Genomic DNA, 18728 nt, shown 5'->3' with positions numbered 1-18728 from the left:
AGTTCCACACGGAAAACCAAAAATATTCTCTCAGAGTAAAATTTTGGTATCGGATTTTCCTCCCGCTTGAATATAATCAAGCCTCTAGCTCTTCTATCTCGACTCAGTCACGGATACCACCGCCACGCATGGGTTTTTTCAGTAAAGCACACAACAATGCAGCCTGGCTGGCCATGGTGCCGCAGCGCGACGGGATCGCCGCGGCCAGCGTGCGCCGTGGCGGTACGGAAGGCGCGAAGCCGGCCGTGACGCATGCCGTCTTCTTCCCGGGCACGCCGTCCGCCGATGCGCTCGACAAGGCCGCCAAGGAGATGCACAGCGCGAACTACCGCTGCACGACGGTGCTCGCCGGCGGCGACTACCAGTTCATGTCGGCCGAATCGCCGAACGTCCCGCGCGAGGAATTGAAAAGCGCGATGCGCTGGCGCCTCAAGGACATCCTCGACTTTTCGATCGACGAGGCCACGTTCGACGTGCTCGACATCCCGCTCGATCCGAACGCCGTCGTGCGTCCGCAGCAAAGCGTGTTCGCGATCGCGGCGCGCAACGGCGTGATCGCCGCGCGCCAGAAGCTGTTCAACGCGGCCAAGGTCAAGCTGCGCGTGATCGACATCCCCGAGATGGCCCAGCGTAACGTGTCGGCCCTGCTGGAGCCGGAAGGCCGCGGCGTCGCCATGCTGTCGTTCGGCGAGGACGGCGGCCTGTTGACCGTGTCGTGGCGCGGCGAGCTGTATCTGTCGCGCCGCATCGACGTGACGGCGGCCCAGGTCCTCGACGAAGACCACGACCGCAAGCACCAGAGCTTCGACAAGATCACGCTGGAGCTGCAGCGCTCCCTCGACAACTTCGAGCGCCAGTTCGCCTTCATCAGCGTGGCCAAGCTCGTGCTGGCGCCAAGCGGCGCCACGGGCCTGGAAGAATACCTGTCGAGCAACCTGTACACCCGCGTCGAGACGCTGGACCTGGCCACGGTGCTCGACCTCGAACGCGTCCCCGACCTCGCGGATCCGGGGCGCCAGCAGCGCTTCTTCGTGCCCATCGGGGCCGCGCTGCGCCTGGAGGAGGGCGCCGCATGAGCCAGCAGATCAACCTCTTCAATCCTGCTTTCCAGCCGCAGAAGAAGATCTTCTCCGTCAACGCGATGGCCGCCGCGCTGGGCGTGCTCGTGCTGGGCCTCGTCGGGACGGGCGTCTACGCCAAGGTGCGCGTGATGGGCCTGCAGACCGAAGTCGCGCGCGGCGACGAGCGCGTGCAGCAGGCGCAGAAACGCCTGGAGGCCGCCGCCGCCGAATTCGCGCCGCGCACGAAGGACAGCCGCCTCGAAGCCGAGCTGGCCGAGGCGCAGGCCGAGCACGACGCGCTGCGCCGCGTGGCCGACGTGATTGCGCACGGTGACCTGGGCAATACCCAGGGCTATGCCGAATACTTCCGCGCGCTGGCGCGCCAGAGCGTCGACGGCCTGTGGTTGACGGGCGTCTCCATCGCCGGCGCCGGCATGGAGATCGGCGTGCGCGGCCGCGCCCTCGATCCCGCCCTGGTGCCGGGCTACCTGGCGCGCCTGCGCAATGAACGCGTGCTGCAGGGTATGCCGGTCGGCAGCATGCAGATCGGCCAGGGCAGCGCCGTCAAGGTGCGCGGCGCCGACGGCAAGGAGACCGATGCGCCCGCGCCGTACGTCGAATTCAGCCTGCAGTCGGCCGCCGCCTCGGCGGGCGCCGCGGGTGCGCCAGCCATCACGTCGTTCGTCGGCGCGAGCGCCGGAGGCCAGCAATGAAGCGCCGCTGGCTCCAGTTCACGGCCCGCGTGGAAGCGCTGCAGCCGCGCGAACGCATCATGGCGTTCGGCGCCGCGGTCGTCGTGCTCGTGTTCCTCGCGAACAGCGTCGTGTTCGCGCCCTTGGCGCGCAAGGAAGCGACGCTGCGCTCGACCTTGCAGCAACAGGGCATCACGGTCGACGGGATCGCCGCCGACATCGCGTCCCGCGCGCGCGCCTACGGCAACGATCCGAACGTCGCGCTGCGCAAGCGCCTCGGCGAACTGCGTGCCGAGACGGCGCACACGAGCGACGAGCTGCGCACGATGCAGAAAGGCCTCGTGCCGCCGGAGCGCATCGCGCCGCTGCTGGAATCCATCCTGCGCGCGAACGGCCGCCTGAAGCTCGTGTCGCTCAAGACGTTGCCGGTGACGACGCTGAACGACGGCACCGCGCCGGCGCCCGGCGCCGCGCCGGCCGCCGCCACGCCGCCCGTCGCGACGCCGCCGGTCGTGAAGTCGCCCGACCTGCTGTACCGCCACGGCGTCGAGCTGGCGGTGCGCGGCAGCTATCTCGACATGGTCGACTACATGCATGCGCTGGAAACGCTGCCCACCCAGCTGTTCTGGGGCAAGGCGCAGCTGGACGCGGAAGACTATCCGAACGTGCGCCTCACATTGACGCTGTACACCCTGAGCCTGGACCCCAAATGGATGAAGCTGTGATCACGACGACCAAGCGCGCCCTCGGCGCGGCGTTCTGCGCCATGTTGTGTACCGCCGGCGCGTGCGCGCAAGGCCTGCAGGATCCGACGAAACCGCCCGCGGCCGCCACGCCGGCGCCGGGCGGCCCCGCGGCGGCCGGCAGCGGCGGTCCGCAACTGCAGTCGATCCTGATCGGGCGCGCGGCGGGCGGGCGCCACCTGGCCGTCATCGACGGCGAGACCGTGCGCCCTGGCGACAGCTTCCATGGCGCGAAAGTCGCGCGCATCGGCGACAACGAAGTCGAACTGGTGCGCGGCGGCGACCGCCAGGTGCTGCGCCTGTACGCGCAGGCCGCGGACGGCAAGACCCCTGCCCGTACCGCGCGGCGCTGATAAAGGATGAGGATGAACGACAAGCGTATCCCGATGCGTACCGTGGCGGCGCTCACCGCCGCCGTGCTGGCGCTGGCCGGCTGCCAGACGACGCCGAGCACGACCACCTACGACGCGATCAAGGGCGAAGTGCGCGGCGCCGCGAACGCGCATCCGGCCGGCGCGCCGGCCGTCGACGCGGCCGTCGCCGACGCGCTGCTGCCGCCGGCCGCCACGCTGGCCACCCAGTTGCCGAAGGCGCGGCCCGCGCTGGAAGAGCGCTTCAACGTCTCCTTCAACAACGTGCCGGCGCAGCAGTTCTTCCGCTCGATCGTCGCCGGCACGCGCTACAACATCCTCGTGCATCCGGACGTCGCCGGCACCATCACGGCGAACCTCAAGGACGTGACCCTGCCGGAGACGCTCGATGCGATCCGCGAGATGTACGGCTACGATTACAAGATCGAGGGCACGCGCATCTCGATCAAGCCGCTGACGATGCAGACCAAGATGTTCCACGTGAACTACCTGGTCGGGAAGCGCGCGGGCATGTCGAACACGCGCGTGTCGTCGACGTCGGTGGCGAACGCGGTCAGCAACCAGAACGGCAACGGCAACAACAACCAGGGCCAGAACAACAACGGCAACAACCAGAACAACAACGGCAACAATCCGAACGGCCAGGGCAACTCGCAGATGGACAGCACGGACGTCGCGACCACCTCCGCCAACGATTTCTGGGGCGACCTGAAATTGTCCATCGAAGCCATCGTGGGGTCGAAGGAGGGCGGCCGCAGCGTCGTCGTCAGCCCGCAGTCGGGCGTGCTCGTGATCCGCGCGATGCCGGACGAACTGCGCAACGTGGACGCCTACCTGAAGGCCACGCAGCTCGCGGTGGACCGCCAGGTGATCCTGGAGGCGAAGATCCTCGAGGTCGAGCTGAACGACAGCTACCAGAGCGGCGTCAACTGGGCCTCGTTCGCGTCGATCAAGAGCGGTCACGACAACCGTGTCTCTGGCGGCGTCATCGCGCCGGGCGCCGCGCTCACGCCGCTGCCGTTCGGCGGCGGCCAGCCCGGCACGATCACGGATCCGAGCACGGGCCTGTCGGCCAGCAGCGGGTTCTCGCTGTCGAACGCGGCGGGGACGGCCGGCTCGATGTTCGGCCTCGCCGTGCAGACCGCGAATTTCGCGGCGCTGATCTCGTTCCTCGAAACGCAGGGCACCGTGCACGTGCTGTCCAGCCCCCGCGTGGCCGCCGTCAACAACCAGAAGGCCGTGCTCAAGATCGGCACGGACGAGTTCTACGTCACCGGCGTGCAGACGACGACGAATTCCACGACGACGGGCAACACCGTATCGCCCAGCGTGACGCTGCAGCCGTTCTTCTCCGGCGTCGTGCTCGACGTCACGCCGCAGATCGACGACAAGGGCAACATCCTGCTGCACGTGCACCCGTCCGTGAGCCAGGTCTCGACGATCAACAAGTCCGTCAATCTCGGCACGGCCGGCAGCCTGAACCTGCCGCTGGCCGCGTCGGCCACGTCGGAACTGGACAGCATCGTGCGCGGCCAGAACGGCCAGGTCGTCGCCATCGGCGGCTTGATGCGCCAGTCGTCGACGGCGGACGACTCGCAGGTGCCGGGCACCAGCAGCGTGCCCGTGCTGTCCTCGCTGTTCGGCGCCAAGAAGCGCGTGAACCAGAAGCGCGAACTCGTCGTGCTGATCAAGCCGACGATCGTCGAAGGCGTCAACAACTGGAACGACGACCTGCTCGACACCAATCGCCGCATCGAGCAGCTCGACCCGCGCGCCCGGGGGAATCGCTGAATGTACACGGCGCACTTCGGCCTGCGCGAGCTGCCGTTCGGGATCACGCCGGACACCAGCTTTTTCTTCGGCAGCCCGCATTCGCAGGAGGCCCTGAATACGCTGCTCGTCGCGGCGCGCACGGGCGAAGGCTTCATCAAGATCACGGGGGAGGTCGGCACCGGCAAGACCCTGTTGTGCCGCAAGTTCATGACGACGCTCGGCCCGGAGTTCGTCACCGCCTACATCCCGAACCCGTACCTGGAACCGCGCACGCTGATGCTGGCGCTGGCCGACGAGCTGGAAGTCGGTTACGACAAGGACGCCGACCAGCACGCCGTGCTGAAAGCGATCACGCACCGGCTGCTGCATCTCGCGGCCGCGGACAAGCGCGTGCTGCTGTGCCTCGACGAGGCGCAGGCGATGCCGGTCGAGACGCTGGAGGCGCTGCGCCTGCTGACGAACCTGGAGACGGAAAAGCGCAAGCTGTTGCAGATCGTGCTGTTCGGCCAGCCGGAGCTGAACCGCAAGCTGGAGCTGCAGTCCATCCGCCAGCTGGCGCAGCGCATCACGTTCCACTACCACCTCGGCCCCTTGTCGCGCGACGACCTCGATTACTACGTGGCGCATCGCCTGCGCGTGGCGGGGTATGATGGCGCGCGCCTGTTTTCGCGCGCCGCGGTGGCGCGCCTGTACGCGGCCAGCGGCGGCGTGCCGCGCCTCGTCAACATCCTCGCGCACAAGGCCATGATGCTGTGCTATGGACAAGGGCGCAGGCAGGTCGCGCGCGCGCACGTGAGCGCGGCCGCGCGCGACACGCTCGCGACGAGCCGGCGCCGCGTGTGGCCGTGGGCCGCGCTCCTGGCCGTGCTGGCCGGCGCCGCGGCGGGCCTGGCGTGGGCGCTGAGCCATTGACGGGGAGCCGGAATGAGCCTGATTAACAAGATGCTGCAGGACCTCGACGCGCGCGGCACGCCCAAGGATGGCGAACTGCCGGGCCAGGTGAAGCCTGTCGCGCGTGAACCGTACCGGCCGAACCGCCGCGTGATCGCGGCCGCTGTCGGCGGTGCCCTCATTGCGTGCGCGCTCGGCTGGCTGGCCTTGACCCAGCTGCATCGCGTCCCGCATCCCGTGGCGCCCGCGCCCGTCGTCGCCGTCAAGGCGGCACCGGTCGTATCGGGGCCTGTGCGGGCGCCGCAAGCGCCGGCGACGGTGAGCGGACCGGTGCCGGCGACGGCGCCCGTGCCGGTGCCCGCCGCCGCATCTGCGCCGGGGGAGCCGCCGCTGGCCGCGCCCGCCGCGGCCGCGGAGCCCGGGCCGAAGCCGATGTCGCGCGCCGAACGCCGCGCCGAGCGTGCCCGCCTCGCCGCGGAGCGCAAGGCCGCCAAGGTCGCCAAGGCCGCCGGCGCCGCGCCGGCCGGAACGCGGAGCGTCGTGCGTGCGCAGGACGTCGCGCCGATGGAGCCGGACAGCGCGGAAGCGCGCGCGGCCCGCCGCGCGATGGCGCAGGCGCTGGCCGCACGCGGAAAATCGGTGAAGAAGACGTCCGCCGCCATGCTCGCCGCGGCGCGCGCGGCCGCGCGGGACGACACGGTAGCGAAGGGCAAGCACGGCGTGCAGGGCCGCGAGGAGACGGGCGCCCAGCGTGCGGAAGGCGAATACCGGCGCGCGCTGGCGAGCCTGCAGGAAGGCCGCATGGGCGAGACGGTCGCCGCGCTCGAACGGGCGCTCAAGTACGAGCCCACGCACGAGGCGGCGCGCCAGACGCTGGTCGGCCTCTTGATCGAAGCGAACCGCACCGACGAGGCGATGCGCCAACTGCAGCTGGGCCTCACGCTGGACGCGCGCCAGCCGGCCATGGCGATGCTGCTGGCGCGCCTGCAGATCGAACGGGGCGGCAGCGGGATCGACACCTTGATGCGCACATTGCCCTATGCCGGCAACGATCCCGACTACCACGCCTTCCTGGCGGCCGCGCTGGCGCGCCAGCAGCGCCACCGCGAAGCGGCCGAGCAGTATCAGCAGGCCGTGCGGGCCATGCCGTCGAACGGCGTGTGGTGGATGGGCCTCGGCATGTCGCTGCAGGCCGAAAAACGCAACGGCGAGGCGCTCTACGCGTACCAGAAGGCGCGCGCGAGCGGCGGGATGTCGGAGGAATTGCAGGGGTTCGTCGAGCGGCGCATCCAGCAGCTCGGGCGATAGATCGGGCCGTCGCGATCGTGTGCGTGATGGATGCCGGGGGCATCGATCACGTGCCCGCGTGGTGACAGGTCAAGCCGGATTTGCCGCGTCCGTGGCGGCATGCGTTGAACGCGTGGGCACGGGGTGCCCACCGTACGATATCCATCGGCAGGCGTAGGGTGGGCGGCCTCCGCCCACCATGGCGTGCGTCACACCGCCGCCAGCCGCGCCAGCGCCACGTTCAGCGTCTCATCCTTCTTCGCGAAGCAGAACCGCACGATGCCCGATTCCGTCGGCCGGCTGTAGAACGCCGACACGGGTATCGCCGCCACGTTGATCTCGCGCGTGAGCCACTGCGCGAATTCGGACTCGCCGAGATCCGAGATCCCGTCGTAGCGCACGCACTGGAAATACGTGCCGTCCGCCGGCAGCAAGGTGAAGCGGGACTGCGCCAGGCCCGCGCGGAACAGGTCGCGCTTGCGTTGGTAGAACGCGGGCAGGTCGCGCCACGGCGCCGGGTCGCGCATGAAGCCGGCCAGGCCGGCCTGCATCGGCGTGTTCACGCTGAAGACATTGTACTGGTGGACCTTGCGGAATTCCGCCATCAACGGCGCCGGCGCGGCCACATAGCCGACCTTCCAACCCGTCACGTGATACGTCTTGCCGAAGCTGGAGACGACGAACGCGCGCTCCGCCAGCACCGGGTGCCGGCTCACGGAGGCGTGCGGCTGGCCGTCGTAGACCATGTGCTCGTACACCTCGTCCGACAGGATCAGGATCTCGGTTCCGGCCACGATGTCGGCCAGCGCATCGAGATCGGCCTGGCGCAGGATGGTCCCGGTGGGGTTGTGCGGCGTGTTCACGACGATCATGCGGGTCCGTGGCGTGACGGCCGCCGCGACGTCGTCCCACGGCAAGCTGTAGCCGTCCGCGCCGACGCGCATGGCGACGGGTACGGCCACGCCGCCGGCCAGCGCGATCGACGGCTGGTAGCTGTCGTAGCAGGGCTCGATGACGATCACTTCGTCGCCCGGATGCACGGCGCACAGGATCGCGGTGATGATGCCTTGCGTGGCGCCGGCCGTGACCGTGATCTCGGCGGCGGCGTCGTAGGCGTGGCCGTACAGCGCGGCGAGCTTGGCGGCGATGGCCTCGCGCAGCACGGGCAGGCCCGTCATCGGCGCGTACTGGTTGTGGCCCGCGCGCATGGCGGCGTCGACGGCATCGAGCAGGCGCGGGTCGCACTCGAAGTCGGGGAATCCCTGGCCCAGGTTGACGGCGCCGTGTTCGCCCGCGAGGGCGGACATGAGGGTGAACACGGTGGTACCGACGGCCGGCAGGCGCGATTGCAGGACGGGTGTGGTCATGGTGCGGATGGATTGGATGAAGATCGGATCATTCTAGCGTGGCCGGGGCCTCGGTCTTGACCCAGACGTCGGGCGTCATGATGCGGAACAGGTTCTCGCGCGCGGTGCGGCGCGCCAGCTTGAGCAGGGCCTTGTCCTTCGTGACGAGGACGGCGGCGTCGGCGTCGCGGGCGATCTCGAGGAATTTCTGGTCGTCGCGGTCGGTGCAGACGGGCAGCCGCAGTGCGCGCGCCGTCGGCGCCACGACCTCGATCAGGGCATCGAAGCGGTCCGCAGCGAGCGGGCGCGTCGTGTCGTCGAGGGGCAGGTGGGAATAATGCAGCACGATGCGGTATTCGTCGCGGCAGTCGGCGCGGGTGACGGCGCGCACGCGGCCGGACTCGAGGGCGGCCAGCAATGGCGCCCAGCGCGGGTCGCGGAAAACGAACAGGTCGAGGCAGACGTTGGTGTCGATGACGATGGGTTTCGCTGGAGCAGGTATCATGTCAGCAATTTTACCCGTTGCACGTGTTCCATAAATGCTGATCGTTCTTTCGCCCGCCAAATCCCTCGACCTCGATTCCCCGCCCACCACCCGCGTACGCACGACGCCGCGCTTCATCGACGATGCCGCCGACCTCATCCGGGTCCTGAAGCCCAGGTCGCCGGCCGAGGTCGGCGCGCTGATGGACATCTCGGATCAACTGTCCGTACTGAACGTGACGCGCTACGCCGACTGGCACCCGGACCACGGCGCCGCGCGCCAGGCGATCATGTCCTTCGACGGCGACGTCTACACGGGCCTCGCCGCGCGCACGCTGGACGCGCGGGCGCTCAAGTATGTGCAGGGCAGGGTGCGCATCCTGTCCGGCCTGTACGGCGTGCTGCGCCCGCTGGACGGCATGCACCCGTACCGCCTGGAGATGGGCACCCGCCTCGCCAACCCGCGCGGCAAGGACTTGTACGCCTTCTGGGGCGAACGCGTGACGGCCGCGCTGAACGCGGACGTGAAGGATGCGGGGGCAAAGGTTCTCGTGAACCTGGCGTCGGAAGAATACTTCAAGTCGGTCAAGCCGAAGCTGCTGGACGTGCCCGTGATCACGCCCGTGTTCGAGGACTGGAAGAACGGCAAGTACAAGATCATCTCGTTCTTCGCCAAGCGGGCGCGCGGCATGATGGCCCGGTACGCGGCCGAGCGGGGCATCAAGGACGTGCGGCACCTGAAGGCGTTCGATGTCGACGGCTATGCGTTCGACGAGGGCGTGTCGACGGACAAGGCGTGGGTGTTCAGGCGGCGAACCGACGCCTGACCCACCGATCAAATCCGGGCCAGCAACTTCGGGGTCAGAGCCCTTTTTAGTGCAAGATCTCGACAGCACGTTTGCGGGCGGGTCGATGCCGGCCCGTTCATCCGCAGGGCGGTATGTCGGACCCGTGCGACCCGGCAACGGCGTAGTGCGCCAAGAAATTGACCGGAAAAATACTCTGATCCCGAATGCAGGCCGAAAAAATGCCCGCATCGTGGCGGGCATCGTCTTCTTTACTGCACGGCATCCTTCGGCGACGGCTTCGGCCCGGCCTTGGCCCAGAACTTCCACCACGGCGCATCGCCCGAGCCCTTGCCGCCCATGAAGCGGCTGTCCGGGTAATTCTTGGCAAAGATGCGCTGCGTGTCGTCGCGCAGGTCGAACATGCCCAGCTTGTCGTAGCAGCGGATCATGATGAACAGCGCTTCCTCGCGCGCGGTCGACTGGTTGAACTGCGTCACGGCGCTCTGCGCGCGGTTCAGCGCGGCCAGGTAGGCGCCGCGGCGGTAGTAGTAGTTCGCCACGTGCACTTCGTACTGCGCCATCGCGTCGATCAGGTAATTCATGCGGGCGATCGAGTCCGGCGCATATTTGCTGTTCGGGAACTTGTCGACCAGTTCCTTGAACGCGGCAAACGCCTCGCGCGTCGCCTTGGGGTCGCGCTCGGTCGGGTCCTGGGCATAGATGAAGCTGAGGAAGCCGATCTGGTCATTGAAGTTGATCAGGCCGCGCAGGTAGTACATATAGTCGACCTGCGGGTGGTTCGGGTGCAGCTTGATGAAGCGTTCCACGGCCGCCAGCGCCTCCGCCTGGTCCTGCGCCTTGTAGTGCGCATAGGCGATTTCCATCTGCGCCTGGGCGGCGTAGGTACCGAACGGATAGTTGGATTCGAGGCGTTCGTACAGCTTGATCGCGGCTTCGTAATGGCCGCCGGTCATTTCCTCCTGCGCGTCAGCGTATAATTTCGATGCTGACACGTTCTTGTTTTCGTCGGATCTTTCCGGCAACAAACCGCAAGCTGACAAACTTAGCAGGACGCTAGTCACGACAATTACAGACAATTTTTTTTGCATAAGCTCTATTGCAAGAAAGTTTTACCGAGATTCAACGAACGGCTGATTATAGCCGATGGGACTGACGTGATATTAACTGCTGCGCCGAATTCGGCGGAAAACCTTTTCGACCCCGACCTGGACGAGGACCTCGACGCCGATCTCGATGCCGGCGCGGGCGGCCCCGACTATGCCCCGATCACCCTGGAACTGGTGCCCGGACACTGCGGCCAGCGCCTGGACAAGGTCGTGGCCGGGCTCGTGCCGCAATTCTCGCGCAGTCGCCTGCAGCAATGGTTCGACGAAGGCCACATCACCGTCGACGGCAAGCCGGCGAAGGGCAAGAGCACGGCCTACGGCGACGAGATGATCGTCGTCGAGCCGCAGCCCGCGCCCGAGGACACGGCCTATACGCCGGAACCGATGGCACTGGACATCGTGTACGAGGATGATGCCATCATCGTCGTCAACAAGCCGGCCGGCCTCGTCGTGCACCCGGGTTCGGGCAACTGGTCGGGCACCTTGCTGAACGGCCTGCTGCACCACTGCCCGCAACTGGTGTCCGTGCCGCGCGCCGGCATCGTGCACCGCCTCGACAAGGATACGAGCGGCCTGATGGTCGTCGGCAAGACGCTGGAAGCGCAGACCGACCTCGTGCGCCAGCTGCAGGCCCGCACCGTCAAGCGCGAATACCTGGCCCTCGTGTGGGGCACGCCGCGCGCCTACGGCACCATCGACTCGGCGATCAGCCGCGACCCGAAAGACCGCGTCAAGATGGCCGTGTCGAACAGCCCGTCGGCCAAGCCCGCCATCACGCACTACGAGCTACTGGAAAGCGGCGAGCTGGACCGCCGCCCCGTCAGCCTCGTGCAATGCCGCCTGGAGACGGGCCGCACGCACCAGATCCGCGTGCACATGCAGTCGCTGGGCTACAGCCTCGTCGGCGACACCGTGTACGGCAAGCAGCACCTGCGCTCGTTCTTCCACCGCCAGGCGCTGCAGGCGCGCCGCCTCGGCCTCACGCATCCGGCCAGCGGCGAGCACATGGAGTGGGTCGTGCCGCTGGCCGACGATTTCGCGGAACTTCTGGAACAAGCCGGGATCGAAGAACCGGAAGCGATTTGATGAGCGGTTCCGGCATGCAGGCGTCTTTGCTCGATACCGACCTGATTCATCCGGCCGCGCCGGACCAGTGGCCCGATCTGCCTGACGCGTTCGGTGCCTTGGCCACGACGCGGCGCGGCGGCGTCAGCATCGGGCCGTACGGTGATGGGCGCGGTGGCGGCGGCCTGAACCTGGGCAGGCACGTGGACGACGATCCCGAGGCCGTCCAGGCCAACCGCGCGCGCCTGCTGGCACGCCTGCCCGGGCCGCCCGCATGGATCGCGCAGGTCCATGGCGCCGACGTCGTCGATGCCGCGACCGTGCAGCCGGGCGAGCCCGTGCGCACGGGCGACGCGAGCATCGCGACGGCGCCGGGCGTCGTCTGCGCCATCCTGACGGCCGATTGCCTGCCCGTGCTGTTCGCGGACCTGGGCGGCAAGGTCGCGGGCGCCGCGCATGCGGGCTGGCGCGGCCTGGCGGGTGGTGTGCTGGGGCAGACGGTCGCGGCCATGCGCGCGGCCGGCGCGGGCGAGATCACGGCCTGGCTCGGCCCGGCGATCGGGCCGGACGCATTCGAGGTGGGGCCCGACGTCCTGGCGGCCTTCGACGCCGCGCTGCCGGGGCAGGCGGCCGATGCGTTCAGGCCATATCCCGGCAGGCCGGGCAAGTACCTGGCCGATATGACGCTGCTGGCGCGCCGCATGCTGGCGCGCGCCGGCGTCACGCGCGTCCACGGAGGCGGACGCTGCACGGCGACCGAGGCCGACTGGTTTTATTCCTACCGCCGCGATGGCACCAGCGGCCGCCAGGCCAGTCTCATCTGGCTGAAGTAGGGGGAGCGCAGGCGCAGCCGGCGCTGTCTGCGCCATCGGGACATGCGCGTGCCGCCGCATGGGCAACCGCAGCGCCATGCACGGCGCCGCCCACGGCGCCACCCGCACCGTCACCCGCAGCGCTATCTACAATGGGCACATATCCCGCGACGGGCACGACCGCCGCACCGTCCGCCGCGCGCAATGCGGCCTGGGCCGCGCGCGCGCGTCGGCGCCGTGATCCCGCAAGGTAAAATACGAGTGAGAACGGCAACACGCCATAGCCGAAAAAAGTGATAATGCCGCCAACCACAGTCGGCTCCGTCGCCGCCATCAGGGTTACGACGTACATCCATCCTATGGCTACGATCCACATGCGATGCTCCGGTTGCTGTCGACAAATCGATTCTACACAATGGACGCCTTATGAATACGCCTGATGCTACCCCGCAGATGCTTGCCGCTCCCTGGATGGCGCCGTTCGCGCAGTTCACCGATCCTTCCGCCTGGCAGTCCATGATGAAACTTCCCGACGGCGCCGACGGTACGGCGGCATTCGCACCGGTGGCCAAGATGCTGGGCGATATCGGCGCCGGGCTGTCCCAGGGCAAGCTGGACGCGCTGCGCGACGATTACGTGCAAAAGGCAACGACGCTGTGGCAGGACTTCGTCAGCGGCAAGTTGCCGTCGTTCAGCGATCGCCGCTTCGCCGCGCCGGAGTGGACGGCGAATGCGATGTCCGCATACAGCGTCGCGTCGTACCTGCTGAATTCCGAGTTCCTGATGGCGCTGGCCGAGGCCGTCGAGACGCCGCCGCGCGACAAGCAGAAAATCCGTTTCGCGGTCCAGCAGATCGTCGATGCAATGTCGCCGGCCAACTTCCTCGCGACGAATCCGGAAGCCCAGCAAAAAATGATCGAGACCAAGGGCGAGAGTCTCACGAAGGGCCTGCAGAATATGCTGGCCGACCTGCAAAAAGGCCGCATCTCGCAATCGGACGAATCCGCGTTCGAGGTCGGCCGCAACGTCGGCGTGACGCCGGGCGCGGTCGTGTTCGAGAATCACTTGTTCCAACTGATCCAGTACACGCCGACGACGCCGGCCGTGCACGAGGTGCCGCTGCTGATGGTGCCGCCTTGCATCAACAAATACTACATCCTCGACCTGCAGCCGGAGAATTCCCTCGTCCGCTACCTGGTGGAGCAGGGCAATACGGTGTTCATGGTTTCGTGGCGCAACCCGGACCAGGGCCTGGCCCGCACCACGTGGGACGACTACATCGAGCAGGGCGCGATCCGCGCGCTGGACGTCACCCGCGCGATCGCGGGCAAGGACAAAGTGAACGTGTTCGGCTTTTGCGTGGGAGGCACCATCGCCGCGACGGCCCTGGCCGTGCTGGCCGCGCGCGGCCACAAGCCGGCCGCGAGCCTGAGCCTGTTCACGACCCTGCTGGACTTTTCCGACACGGGCGTGCTGGATGTCTTCGTCGACGAGACGCAGGTCAAGATGCGGGAGCAGCAGCTGGCGCGCGGGGGCCTGATGCCGGGACGCGACCTGGCGACGACGTTCTCGGCGCTGCGTCCCAACGACCTCGTGTGGAACTATGTCCAGCAGAACTACCTCAAGGGCAAGACGCCGCCCGCGTTCGACCTGCTGTACTGGAATGCCGACAGCACCAACCTGCCGGGGCCGATGTATTGCTGGTACCTGCGCAACACCTATCTCGAGGACAAGCTCAAGGTGCCGGGCGCGCTGACCGTGGCCGGCACGAAGGTCGACCTGGGCGCCATCGATTGCCCGACCTTCCTGTACGGCTCCAAGGACGACCACATCGTGCCGTGGGAAGCCGCGTTCGCGTCGATGGGCCTGCTGAACCCGAAGAAGCCGAAGAACAACCGCTTCGTGCTGGGCGCCTCCGGCCATATCGCGGGCGTCATCAATCCGGCGTCGAAGAACAAGCGCAGCTACTGGGTGGGCGAAGGCGGCCGCACGCGACCGAAGACGGCGGCCGAGTGGAGCGCCAGCGCCGTCGAGAAGAAGGGCAGCTGGTGGCCGGAATGGGCGAAGTTCCTGGCGGAGTTCGGCGGCCAGGACGTGGCGCCGCCCGCGCAGCCCGGCAGTGCCGCTTTCCCCGCGATCGAGCCGGCGCCCGGCCGTTACGTCAAGGCGCGTGCGGATTGAGGCGGCAGCCGGGGGTGTCGAGGCGGTTGGCGGGCGGATTTGCGAAATGAATCATTCAGTTGCTCAGTGAATAATTGCTGCACCTGCGTTCGCAACGTGGTATTTTTAGCGGATATCCTCTTGGAATCGGAGACGCCGCGGGAGATCCCCGCGGTCGCCGCATAATAAATGCGCTACGGCGCTGTACATGGGAATGAGATGAGTAGTGTCAAAAAAAGCACTGAACGCCTGATCAAGAAGTATCCGAACCGCCGGCTGTACGACACCCAGACCAGTTCTTACATCACCTTGTCCGACGTGAAGCAACTCGTGCTCGATTCCGACGAGTTCACGGTCGTGGATGCCAAGACGAACGACGACCTGACCCGCAGCATCCTCCTCCAGATCATTCTCGAAGAGGAAGCGCACGGCGTGCCCATGTTCTCCAGTAACGTGCTGTCCCAGATCATCCGTTACTACGGCCATGCGATGCAGGGCATGATGGGTTCCTACCTGGAAAAGAACGTGCAGGCGTTCACCGACATCCAGAACAAGTTCGTCGGCTCGGCCGCGGGCGCGCTGGAAGGCAAGCCGTTCAGCACCGAGATGTGGACCCAGTTCATGAACATCCAGGGCCCGATGATGCAGGGCATGATGAACAACTACATCGACCAGAGCAAGAACCTGTTCCTGCAGATGCAGGAGCAGATGCAGAGCCAGAGCAAGGCGATGATGTTCGGCGCATTCCCGTTCGGGGTGCCGCCCGAGAAAAAGTGAACGTGTAACGTACCGCGCACGATCAATCGTACCGCGCACGATCAATCGTCGTCCCCGCGCACGCGGGGATCCAATTTCGCAACCGTTCCGGCAGCGCCAGAATTGGGCCCCTGCCTTCGCAGGGGCGACGTTCAAAGGATGTGGGCCATGAAGGCCTTTGTGCGCCCTGCACCCGTCGTGACCCCAAGTTTTCCCTCACGATTTCCCTCCGCCTCCGCTTCCTGTACAATCGCGGATTGCCCTGAATTTTTGCCGCAATCCGACAATGCAAGAACTCCGCCGTAACCCGCTCCCCGCCACCCCTGATGCCACCGGCAACGCGACGCCGCCCAAGGTCGGTTTCGTCTCGCTCGGCTGTCCCAAGGCGCTGGTCGACTCCGAACAGATCCTCACGCAGCTGCGCGCGGAGGGTTACGAGACCGCCAAGTCGTATGCCGGCGCGGACCTCGTGATCGTCAACACCTGCGGCTTCATCGACGCGGCCGTGCAGGAATCGCTGGATGCGATCGGCGAGGCGCTGGCCGAGAACGGCAAGGTCATCGTCACCGGCTGCCTCGGCGCCAAGAAGGATGCCACCGGCGCCGACATCATCACCAAGGTGCACCCGAAGGTGCTGGCCGTGACTGGTCCGCACGCCGTGGCCGAGGTGATGGAATCCGTGCATCTGCACCTGCCCAAGCCGCACGACCCGTTCATCGACCTCGTGCCGGACCACGGCGTCAAGCTCACGCCCAAGCACTACGCCTACCTGAAGATTTCCGAAGGCTGCAACCACCGCTGCAGCTTCTGCATCATCCCGTCGATGCGCGGCGACCTCGTGTCGCGTCCCATCCACGACGTGCTGCAGGAAGCCGAGAACCTGTTCAAGGCCGGCGTCAAGGAACTGCTCGTGATCTCGCAGGACACGAGCGCCTACGGCGTCGACGTCAAGTTCCGCACCGGCTTCTGGAACGGCCGCCCGGTCAAGACGCACATGACGCAGCTGGCCGAGGCGCTGGGCCAGCTGGCCAGGCAGTACGGCGCGTGGGTGCGCATGCACTACGTCTACCCGTACCCGCACGTCGACCAGGTGATCCCGTTCATGGGCGAGCACGTCCTGCCTTACCTCGACATCCCGCTGCAGCACGCGCACCCGGACGTCCTGAAGCGCATGAAGCGCCCCGCGAGCGGCGAAAAGAACCTCGACCGCATCCAGGCCTGGCGCAAGATGAACCCCGACCTGACGATCCGCTCCACGTTCATCGCCGGCTTCCCGGGCGAGACCGAGGCGGAATTCGAATACCTGCTGGACTTCCTGAGGGAAGCGCAGATCGACCGCCTGGGCTGCTTCGCCTATTCCCCGGTCGAAGGCGCGACGGCGAACGCGATCGCGAACCCGGTGCCGGACGAGGTCAAGGAAGAGCGCCGCGCGCGCGTGATGCTGCTGCAGGAAGAGATCTCGGCCAAGCGCCTGCAGGCGAAGATCGGCACGACGATCCGCGTGCTCGTCGACGAGGCGGGCCCGCGCGAAGCGGTCGGCAGGTCGGCGGCGGATGCGCCCGAAATCGACGGCGTCGTGCACATCAAGCGCGCCCTCACGCCGGGCAAGGCCAAGCCGGTGGTCGGCGAATTCATCGACGTGGTCGTGACGAAGGCGGATGCGCACGACCTGTGGGCGACGGTGGCCTGAGCGATCGATACGGCGCTGCGGCGTTGGATGCTACTTGGGTTCCCGCCTGCGCGGGAACGACGACGGGTGGAGCGGCCACAGTGCTTGCAACCTGGGTTTCCGCCTGCGCGGGAACGACGAACACAGCAGTGGAGTACCCGACGTGACCAAACAGTCCATCCAGACCACGCTGACGCACAGCGACTACCGCCCCCCGGCCGGCTTCGCCGCCTACCCGACCGCCATCCACCACGCCTCGACCGTCCTGTTCAAGGACGTGGCCAGCATGCGCGCGGGCGATTGGCGCAACAAGACGGCCTATACCTACGGCCTGCACGGCACGCCCACGACGTTCACCCTGGAAGCGCGGCTGGCTTCCATCGAAGGCGGCGCGCACTGCCTGCTGGCGCCGTCCGGTCTCGCCGCGATCTCGATGATCCTTCTGGCGCTGCTGAAGGCGGGCGACGACGTCCTGCTGCCCGATAATGTCTACAACCCCACGCGCGAGCTGGGGCGCTGGCTGGCCAGCGACTTCGGCATCACGGCGCGCTTCTACGATCCGCTGGTGGGCGCGGGCATCGCGGCACTGCTCCAGCCGAACACGAAGCTGGTCTGGACCGAGGCGCCGGGTTCCGTGTCGATGGAAGTGCCGGACCTGCCCGCGATCTGCGCGGCGGCGCACGACAAGGGCATCCCGGTCGCGCTGGACAATACGTGGGCGGCGGGGCTCGCGCTGCGCGGCTTCGACGTGGGCGCCGACATCGTCATGCAGGCGCTGACGAAATACCAGTCGGGTGGCTCGGACGTGCTGATGGGCGCCGTGATCACGCGCGACGCGGCCCTCAACGAACGCATCGCCATGTCGCACATGCGGCTGGGGATGGGCGTGGGCGCCGACGACACGTACCTCGTGCTGCGCGGCCTGGAAACGATGAAGCTGCGCTTCGACGCGCACGACGCGGCCGCGCGCAGGGTGGCCGGCTGGCTCAAGGGGCGTCCGGAAATCGCGAAGGTGCTGCACCCGGCGTTCGAGGATTGCCCCGGCCACGATGTGTGGCAGCGCGATTTCGATGGAGCCGGCGGGCTGTTCTCCGTCGTCTTCGATGCGCGCTACAGCGGCGAGCAGGTCGACCGGTTCGTCGATTCCCTGGCCCTGTTCGGCATCGGGTACAGCTGGGGCGGGACGCACAGCCTTGCGGTGCCGTACCGGATGCAGGGGATGCGCCGCGACTGGCCGGATGCGGGCGCGCTCGTGCGTTTCAATATCGGGCTCGAAGCGCCCGACGATCTCATCGCCGATATCGGGCAGGCGCTCGGCAAGCTGTAACCACGGTCAGACCGGCATCGCCCGATTGTTGTTGAGGTCGAGAAAGCCCCGAATGATCCGGTACGCCATCCACAACCACGCGCCGGCCCCGACGAGCCACGCCAGCGGAATCCCGATGAGCGTGATCGCGAGGAACACCGCCACCGCCATCCACAGCAGATAGAACCAGAACGACCGGATCATCCACGTGTGGTGGCTGTACACCATCGTCCCGGCCGTGTCCGGCCGCCGGATGTAGTTGACGATCAGCACCAGGATCGACAGCGTGCCGAGCGAAAAGAAAAACGTGAGCGCGTGCGCGACGTAGAGGATGCGCGCGAACTGCTTGGCATCCTCGAGGCCGCGTTCGTAGACGAGTTCCTGGGCCATGCTATGCC

At 67.2% G+C, this 18728-nt stretch carries 18 protein-coding genes; 14 read left to right on the top strand and 4 right to left on the bottom strand.

The window, feature by feature from the left end:
• Positions 1 to 128: 128 nt before the first annotated feature.
• The 7 genes from pilM to U9J41_RS09520 are packed head-to-tail and all read left to right on the top strand — an operon-like array spanning position 129 to position 6839.
• On the top strand, positions 129 to 1076 hold the full coding sequence (gene pilM / locus U9J41_RS09550) for a pilus assembly protein PilM (RefSeq protein WP_322401960.1): 948 nt from the start codon (positions 129 to 131) through the stop codon (positions 1074 to 1076).
• Positions 1073 to 1774: a PilN domain-containing protein gene (locus tag U9J41_RS09545; RefSeq protein ID WP_322401959.1), complete on the top strand. Its 702-nt coding sequence runs from the start codon at positions 1073 to 1075 to the stop codon at positions 1772 to 1774. The genes pilM and U9J41_RS09545 overlap by 4 nt, the downstream gene beginning before the upstream one ends.
• A complete protein-coding gene (locus U9J41_RS09540; protein ID WP_322401958.1) occupies positions 1771 to 2478 on the top strand; it encodes a hypothetical protein in 708 nt (235 codons plus the stop codon). Before U9J41_RS09545 ends, U9J41_RS09540 begins: the two co-directional genes overlap by 4 nt.
• Positions 2463 to 2849 (top strand): hypothetical protein, encoded by a 387-nt coding sequence (locus U9J41_RS09535; RefSeq protein ID WP_322401957.1) that lies wholly within the window; start codon positions 2463 to 2465, stop codon positions 2847 to 2849. The genes U9J41_RS09540 and U9J41_RS09535 overlap by 16 nt, the downstream gene beginning before the upstream one ends.
• Positions 2850 to 2861: 12 nt before the next feature.
• Positions 2862 to 4658 (top strand): pilus (MSHA type) biogenesis protein MshL, encoded by a 1797-nt coding sequence (gene mshL / locus U9J41_RS09530; RefSeq protein ID WP_322401956.1) that lies wholly within the window; start codon positions 2862 to 2864, stop codon positions 4656 to 4658.
• Positions 4659 to 5552 (top strand): ExeA family protein, encoded by an 894-nt coding sequence (locus U9J41_RS09525; RefSeq protein WP_322401955.1) that lies wholly within the window; start codon positions 4659 to 4661, stop codon positions 5550 to 5552.
• A 12-nt stretch (positions 5553 to 5564) separates the two neighbouring features.
• On the top strand, positions 5565 to 6839 hold the full coding sequence (locus U9J41_RS09520) for a tetratricopeptide repeat protein (RefSeq protein WP_322401954.1): 1275 nt from the start codon (positions 5565 to 5567) through the stop codon (positions 6837 to 6839).
• A 188-nt stretch (positions 6840 to 7027) separates the two neighbouring features.
• Here the strand turns inward: U9J41_RS09520 and U9J41_RS09515 are convergent, their stop codons facing one another.
• Entirely contained in the window at positions 7028 to 8185 is a 1158-nt protein-coding gene (locus tag U9J41_RS09515) for a pyridoxal phosphate-dependent aminotransferase (RefSeq protein ID WP_322401953.1), read from the bottom strand.
• A gap of 28 nt (positions 8186 to 8213) precedes the next feature.
• A complete protein-coding gene (locus U9J41_RS09510) occupies positions 8214 to 8669 on the bottom strand; it encodes a putative toxin-antitoxin system toxin component, PIN family (protein ID WP_322401952.1) in 456 nt (151 codons plus the stop codon).
• 34 nt (positions 8670 to 8703) lie between these two features.
• On the opposite strand from U9J41_RS09510, the gene yaaA reads away from it, so the two are divergent.
• Entirely contained in the window at positions 8704 to 9474 is a 771-nt protein-coding gene (gene yaaA, locus U9J41_RS09505) for a peroxide stress protein YaaA (RefSeq protein ID WP_322401951.1), read from the top strand.
• Positions 9475 to 9704: 230 nt separating this feature from the next.
• Here the strand turns inward: yaaA and U9J41_RS09500 are convergent, their stop codons facing one another.
• Positions 9705 to 10544: an outer membrane protein assembly factor BamD gene (locus tag U9J41_RS09500; protein WP_322401950.1), complete on the bottom strand. Its 840-nt coding sequence runs from the start codon at positions 10542 to 10544 to the stop codon at positions 9705 to 9707.
• A 66-nt stretch (positions 10545 to 10610) separates the two neighbouring features.
• Between U9J41_RS09500 and U9J41_RS09495 the strand changes: the two genes are divergently transcribed.
• The 6 genes from U9J41_RS09495 to U9J41_RS09470 all read left to right on the top strand — a co-directional run bounded on the left by U9J41_RS09495 (position 10611) and on the right by U9J41_RS09470 (position 18351).
• Entirely contained in the window at positions 10611 to 11648 is a 1038-nt protein-coding gene (locus U9J41_RS09495) for an RluA family pseudouridine synthase (protein WP_322401949.1), read from the top strand.
• 14 nt (positions 11649 to 11662) lie between these two features.
• A complete protein-coding gene (pgeF, locus tag U9J41_RS09490; RefSeq protein WP_322402053.1) occupies positions 11663 to 12460 on the top strand; it encodes a peptidoglycan editing factor PgeF in 798 nt (265 codons plus the stop codon).
• Between the two features lie 405 nt (positions 12461 to 12865).
• Positions 12866 to 14620 carry a class I poly(R)-hydroxyalkanoic acid synthase gene (gene phaC / locus U9J41_RS09485; protein ID WP_322401948.1) on the top strand — a complete coding sequence of 585 codons (1755 nt, stop codon included), beginning with the start codon at positions 12866 to 12868 and terminating at the stop codon, positions 14618 to 14620.
• A gap of 198 nt (positions 14621 to 14818) precedes the next feature.
• Positions 14819 to 15376 (top strand): polyhydroxyalkanoate synthesis repressor PhaR, encoded by a 558-nt coding sequence (gene phaR, locus U9J41_RS09480; protein ID WP_322401947.1) that lies wholly within the window; start codon positions 14819 to 14821, stop codon positions 15374 to 15376.
• Between the two features lie 265 nt (positions 15377 to 15641).
• Positions 15642 to 17045 carry a 30S ribosomal protein S12 methylthiotransferase RimO gene (rimO, locus tag U9J41_RS09475; protein ID WP_322401946.1) on the top strand — a complete coding sequence of 468 codons (1404 nt, stop codon included), beginning with the start codon at positions 15642 to 15644 and terminating at the stop codon, positions 17043 to 17045.
• A 142-nt stretch (positions 17046 to 17187) separates the two neighbouring features.
• On the top strand, positions 17188 to 18351 hold the full coding sequence (locus tag U9J41_RS09470) for a cystathionine beta-lyase (protein ID WP_322401945.1): 1164 nt from the start codon (positions 17188 to 17190) through the stop codon (positions 18349 to 18351).
• A 6-nt stretch (positions 18352 to 18357) separates the two neighbouring features.
• Here the strand turns inward: U9J41_RS09470 and U9J41_RS09465 are convergent, their stop codons facing one another.
• Entirely contained in the window at positions 18358 to 18720 is a 363-nt protein-coding gene (locus tag U9J41_RS09465) for a DUF4870 family protein (RefSeq protein WP_322401944.1), read from the bottom strand.
• Positions 18721 to 18728: the final 8 nt, after the last annotated feature.

Source organism: Massilia luteola, assembly GCF_034420155.1.
Lineage (GTDB): Bacteria > Pseudomonadota > Gammaproteobacteria > Burkholderiales > Burkholderiaceae_D > Telluria > Telluria luteola.
The sequence above is the reverse complement of the archived record's forward strand: the minus strand, read 5'-3'. Positions and strand labels throughout refer to the sequence as shown.

What these genes read in the sequence shown, in the direction of transcription:
- pgeF (WP_322402053.1), top strand. Translation starts at nt 11,663, where the DNA reads ATGCAGGCGTCTTTGCTCGATACCGACCTGATTCATCCGGCCGCGCCG.
- yaaA (WP_322401951.1), top strand. Translation starts at nt 8,704, where the DNA reads ATGCTGATCGTTCTTTCGCCCGCCAAATCCCTCGACCTCGATTCCCCG.
- U9J41_RS09535 (WP_322401957.1), top strand. Translation starts at nt 2,463, where the DNA reads ATGGATGAAGCTGTGATCACGACGACCAAGCGCGCCCTCGGCGCGGCG.
- U9J41_RS09545 (WP_322401959.1), top strand. Translation starts at nt 1,073, where the DNA reads ATGAGCCAGCAGATCAACCTCTTCAATCCTGCTTTCCAGCCGCAGAAG.
- U9J41_RS09520 (WP_322401954.1), top strand. Translation starts at nt 5,565, where the DNA reads ATGAGCCTGATTAACAAGATGCTGCAGGACCTCGACGCGCGCGGCACG.
- U9J41_RS09500 (WP_322401950.1), bottom strand. Translation starts at nt 10,544, where the DNA reads ATGCAAAAAAAATTGTCTGTAATTGTCGTGACTAGCGTCCTGCTAAGT.
- U9J41_RS09515 (WP_322401953.1), bottom strand. Translation starts at nt 8,185, where the DNA reads ATGACCACACCCGTCCTGCAATCGCGCCTGCCGGCCGTCGGTACCACC.
- U9J41_RS09525 (WP_322401955.1), top strand. Translation starts at nt 4,659, where the DNA reads ATGTACACGGCGCACTTCGGCCTGCGCGAGCTGCCGTTCGGGATCACG.
- pilM (WP_322401960.1), top strand. Translation starts at nt 129, where the DNA reads ATGGGTTTTTTCAGTAAAGCACACAACAATGCAGCCTGGCTGGCCATG.
- phaR (WP_322401947.1), top strand. Translation starts at nt 14,819, where the DNA reads ATGAGTAGTGTCAAAAAAAGCACTGAACGCCTGATCAAGAAGTATCCG.
- mshL (WP_322401956.1), top strand. Translation starts at nt 2,862, where the DNA reads ATGAACGACAAGCGTATCCCGATGCGTACCGTGGCGGCGCTCACCGCC.
- rimO (WP_322401946.1), top strand. Translation starts at nt 15,642, where the DNA reads ATGCAAGAACTCCGCCGTAACCCGCTCCCCGCCACCCCTGATGCCACC.
- phaC (WP_322401948.1), top strand. Translation starts at nt 12,866, where the DNA reads ATGAATACGCCTGATGCTACCCCGCAGATGCTTGCCGCTCCCTGGATG.
- U9J41_RS09465 (WP_322401944.1), bottom strand. Translation starts at nt 18,720, where the DNA reads ATGGCCCAGGAACTCGTCTACGAACGCGGCCTCGAGGATGCCAAGCAG.
- U9J41_RS09540 (WP_322401958.1), top strand. Translation starts at nt 1,771, where the DNA reads ATGAAGCGCCGCTGGCTCCAGTTCACGGCCCGCGTGGAAGCGCTGCAG.
- U9J41_RS09510 (WP_322401952.1), bottom strand. Translation starts at nt 8,669, where the DNA reads ATGATACCTGCTCCAGCGAAACCCATCGTCATCGACACCAACGTCTGC.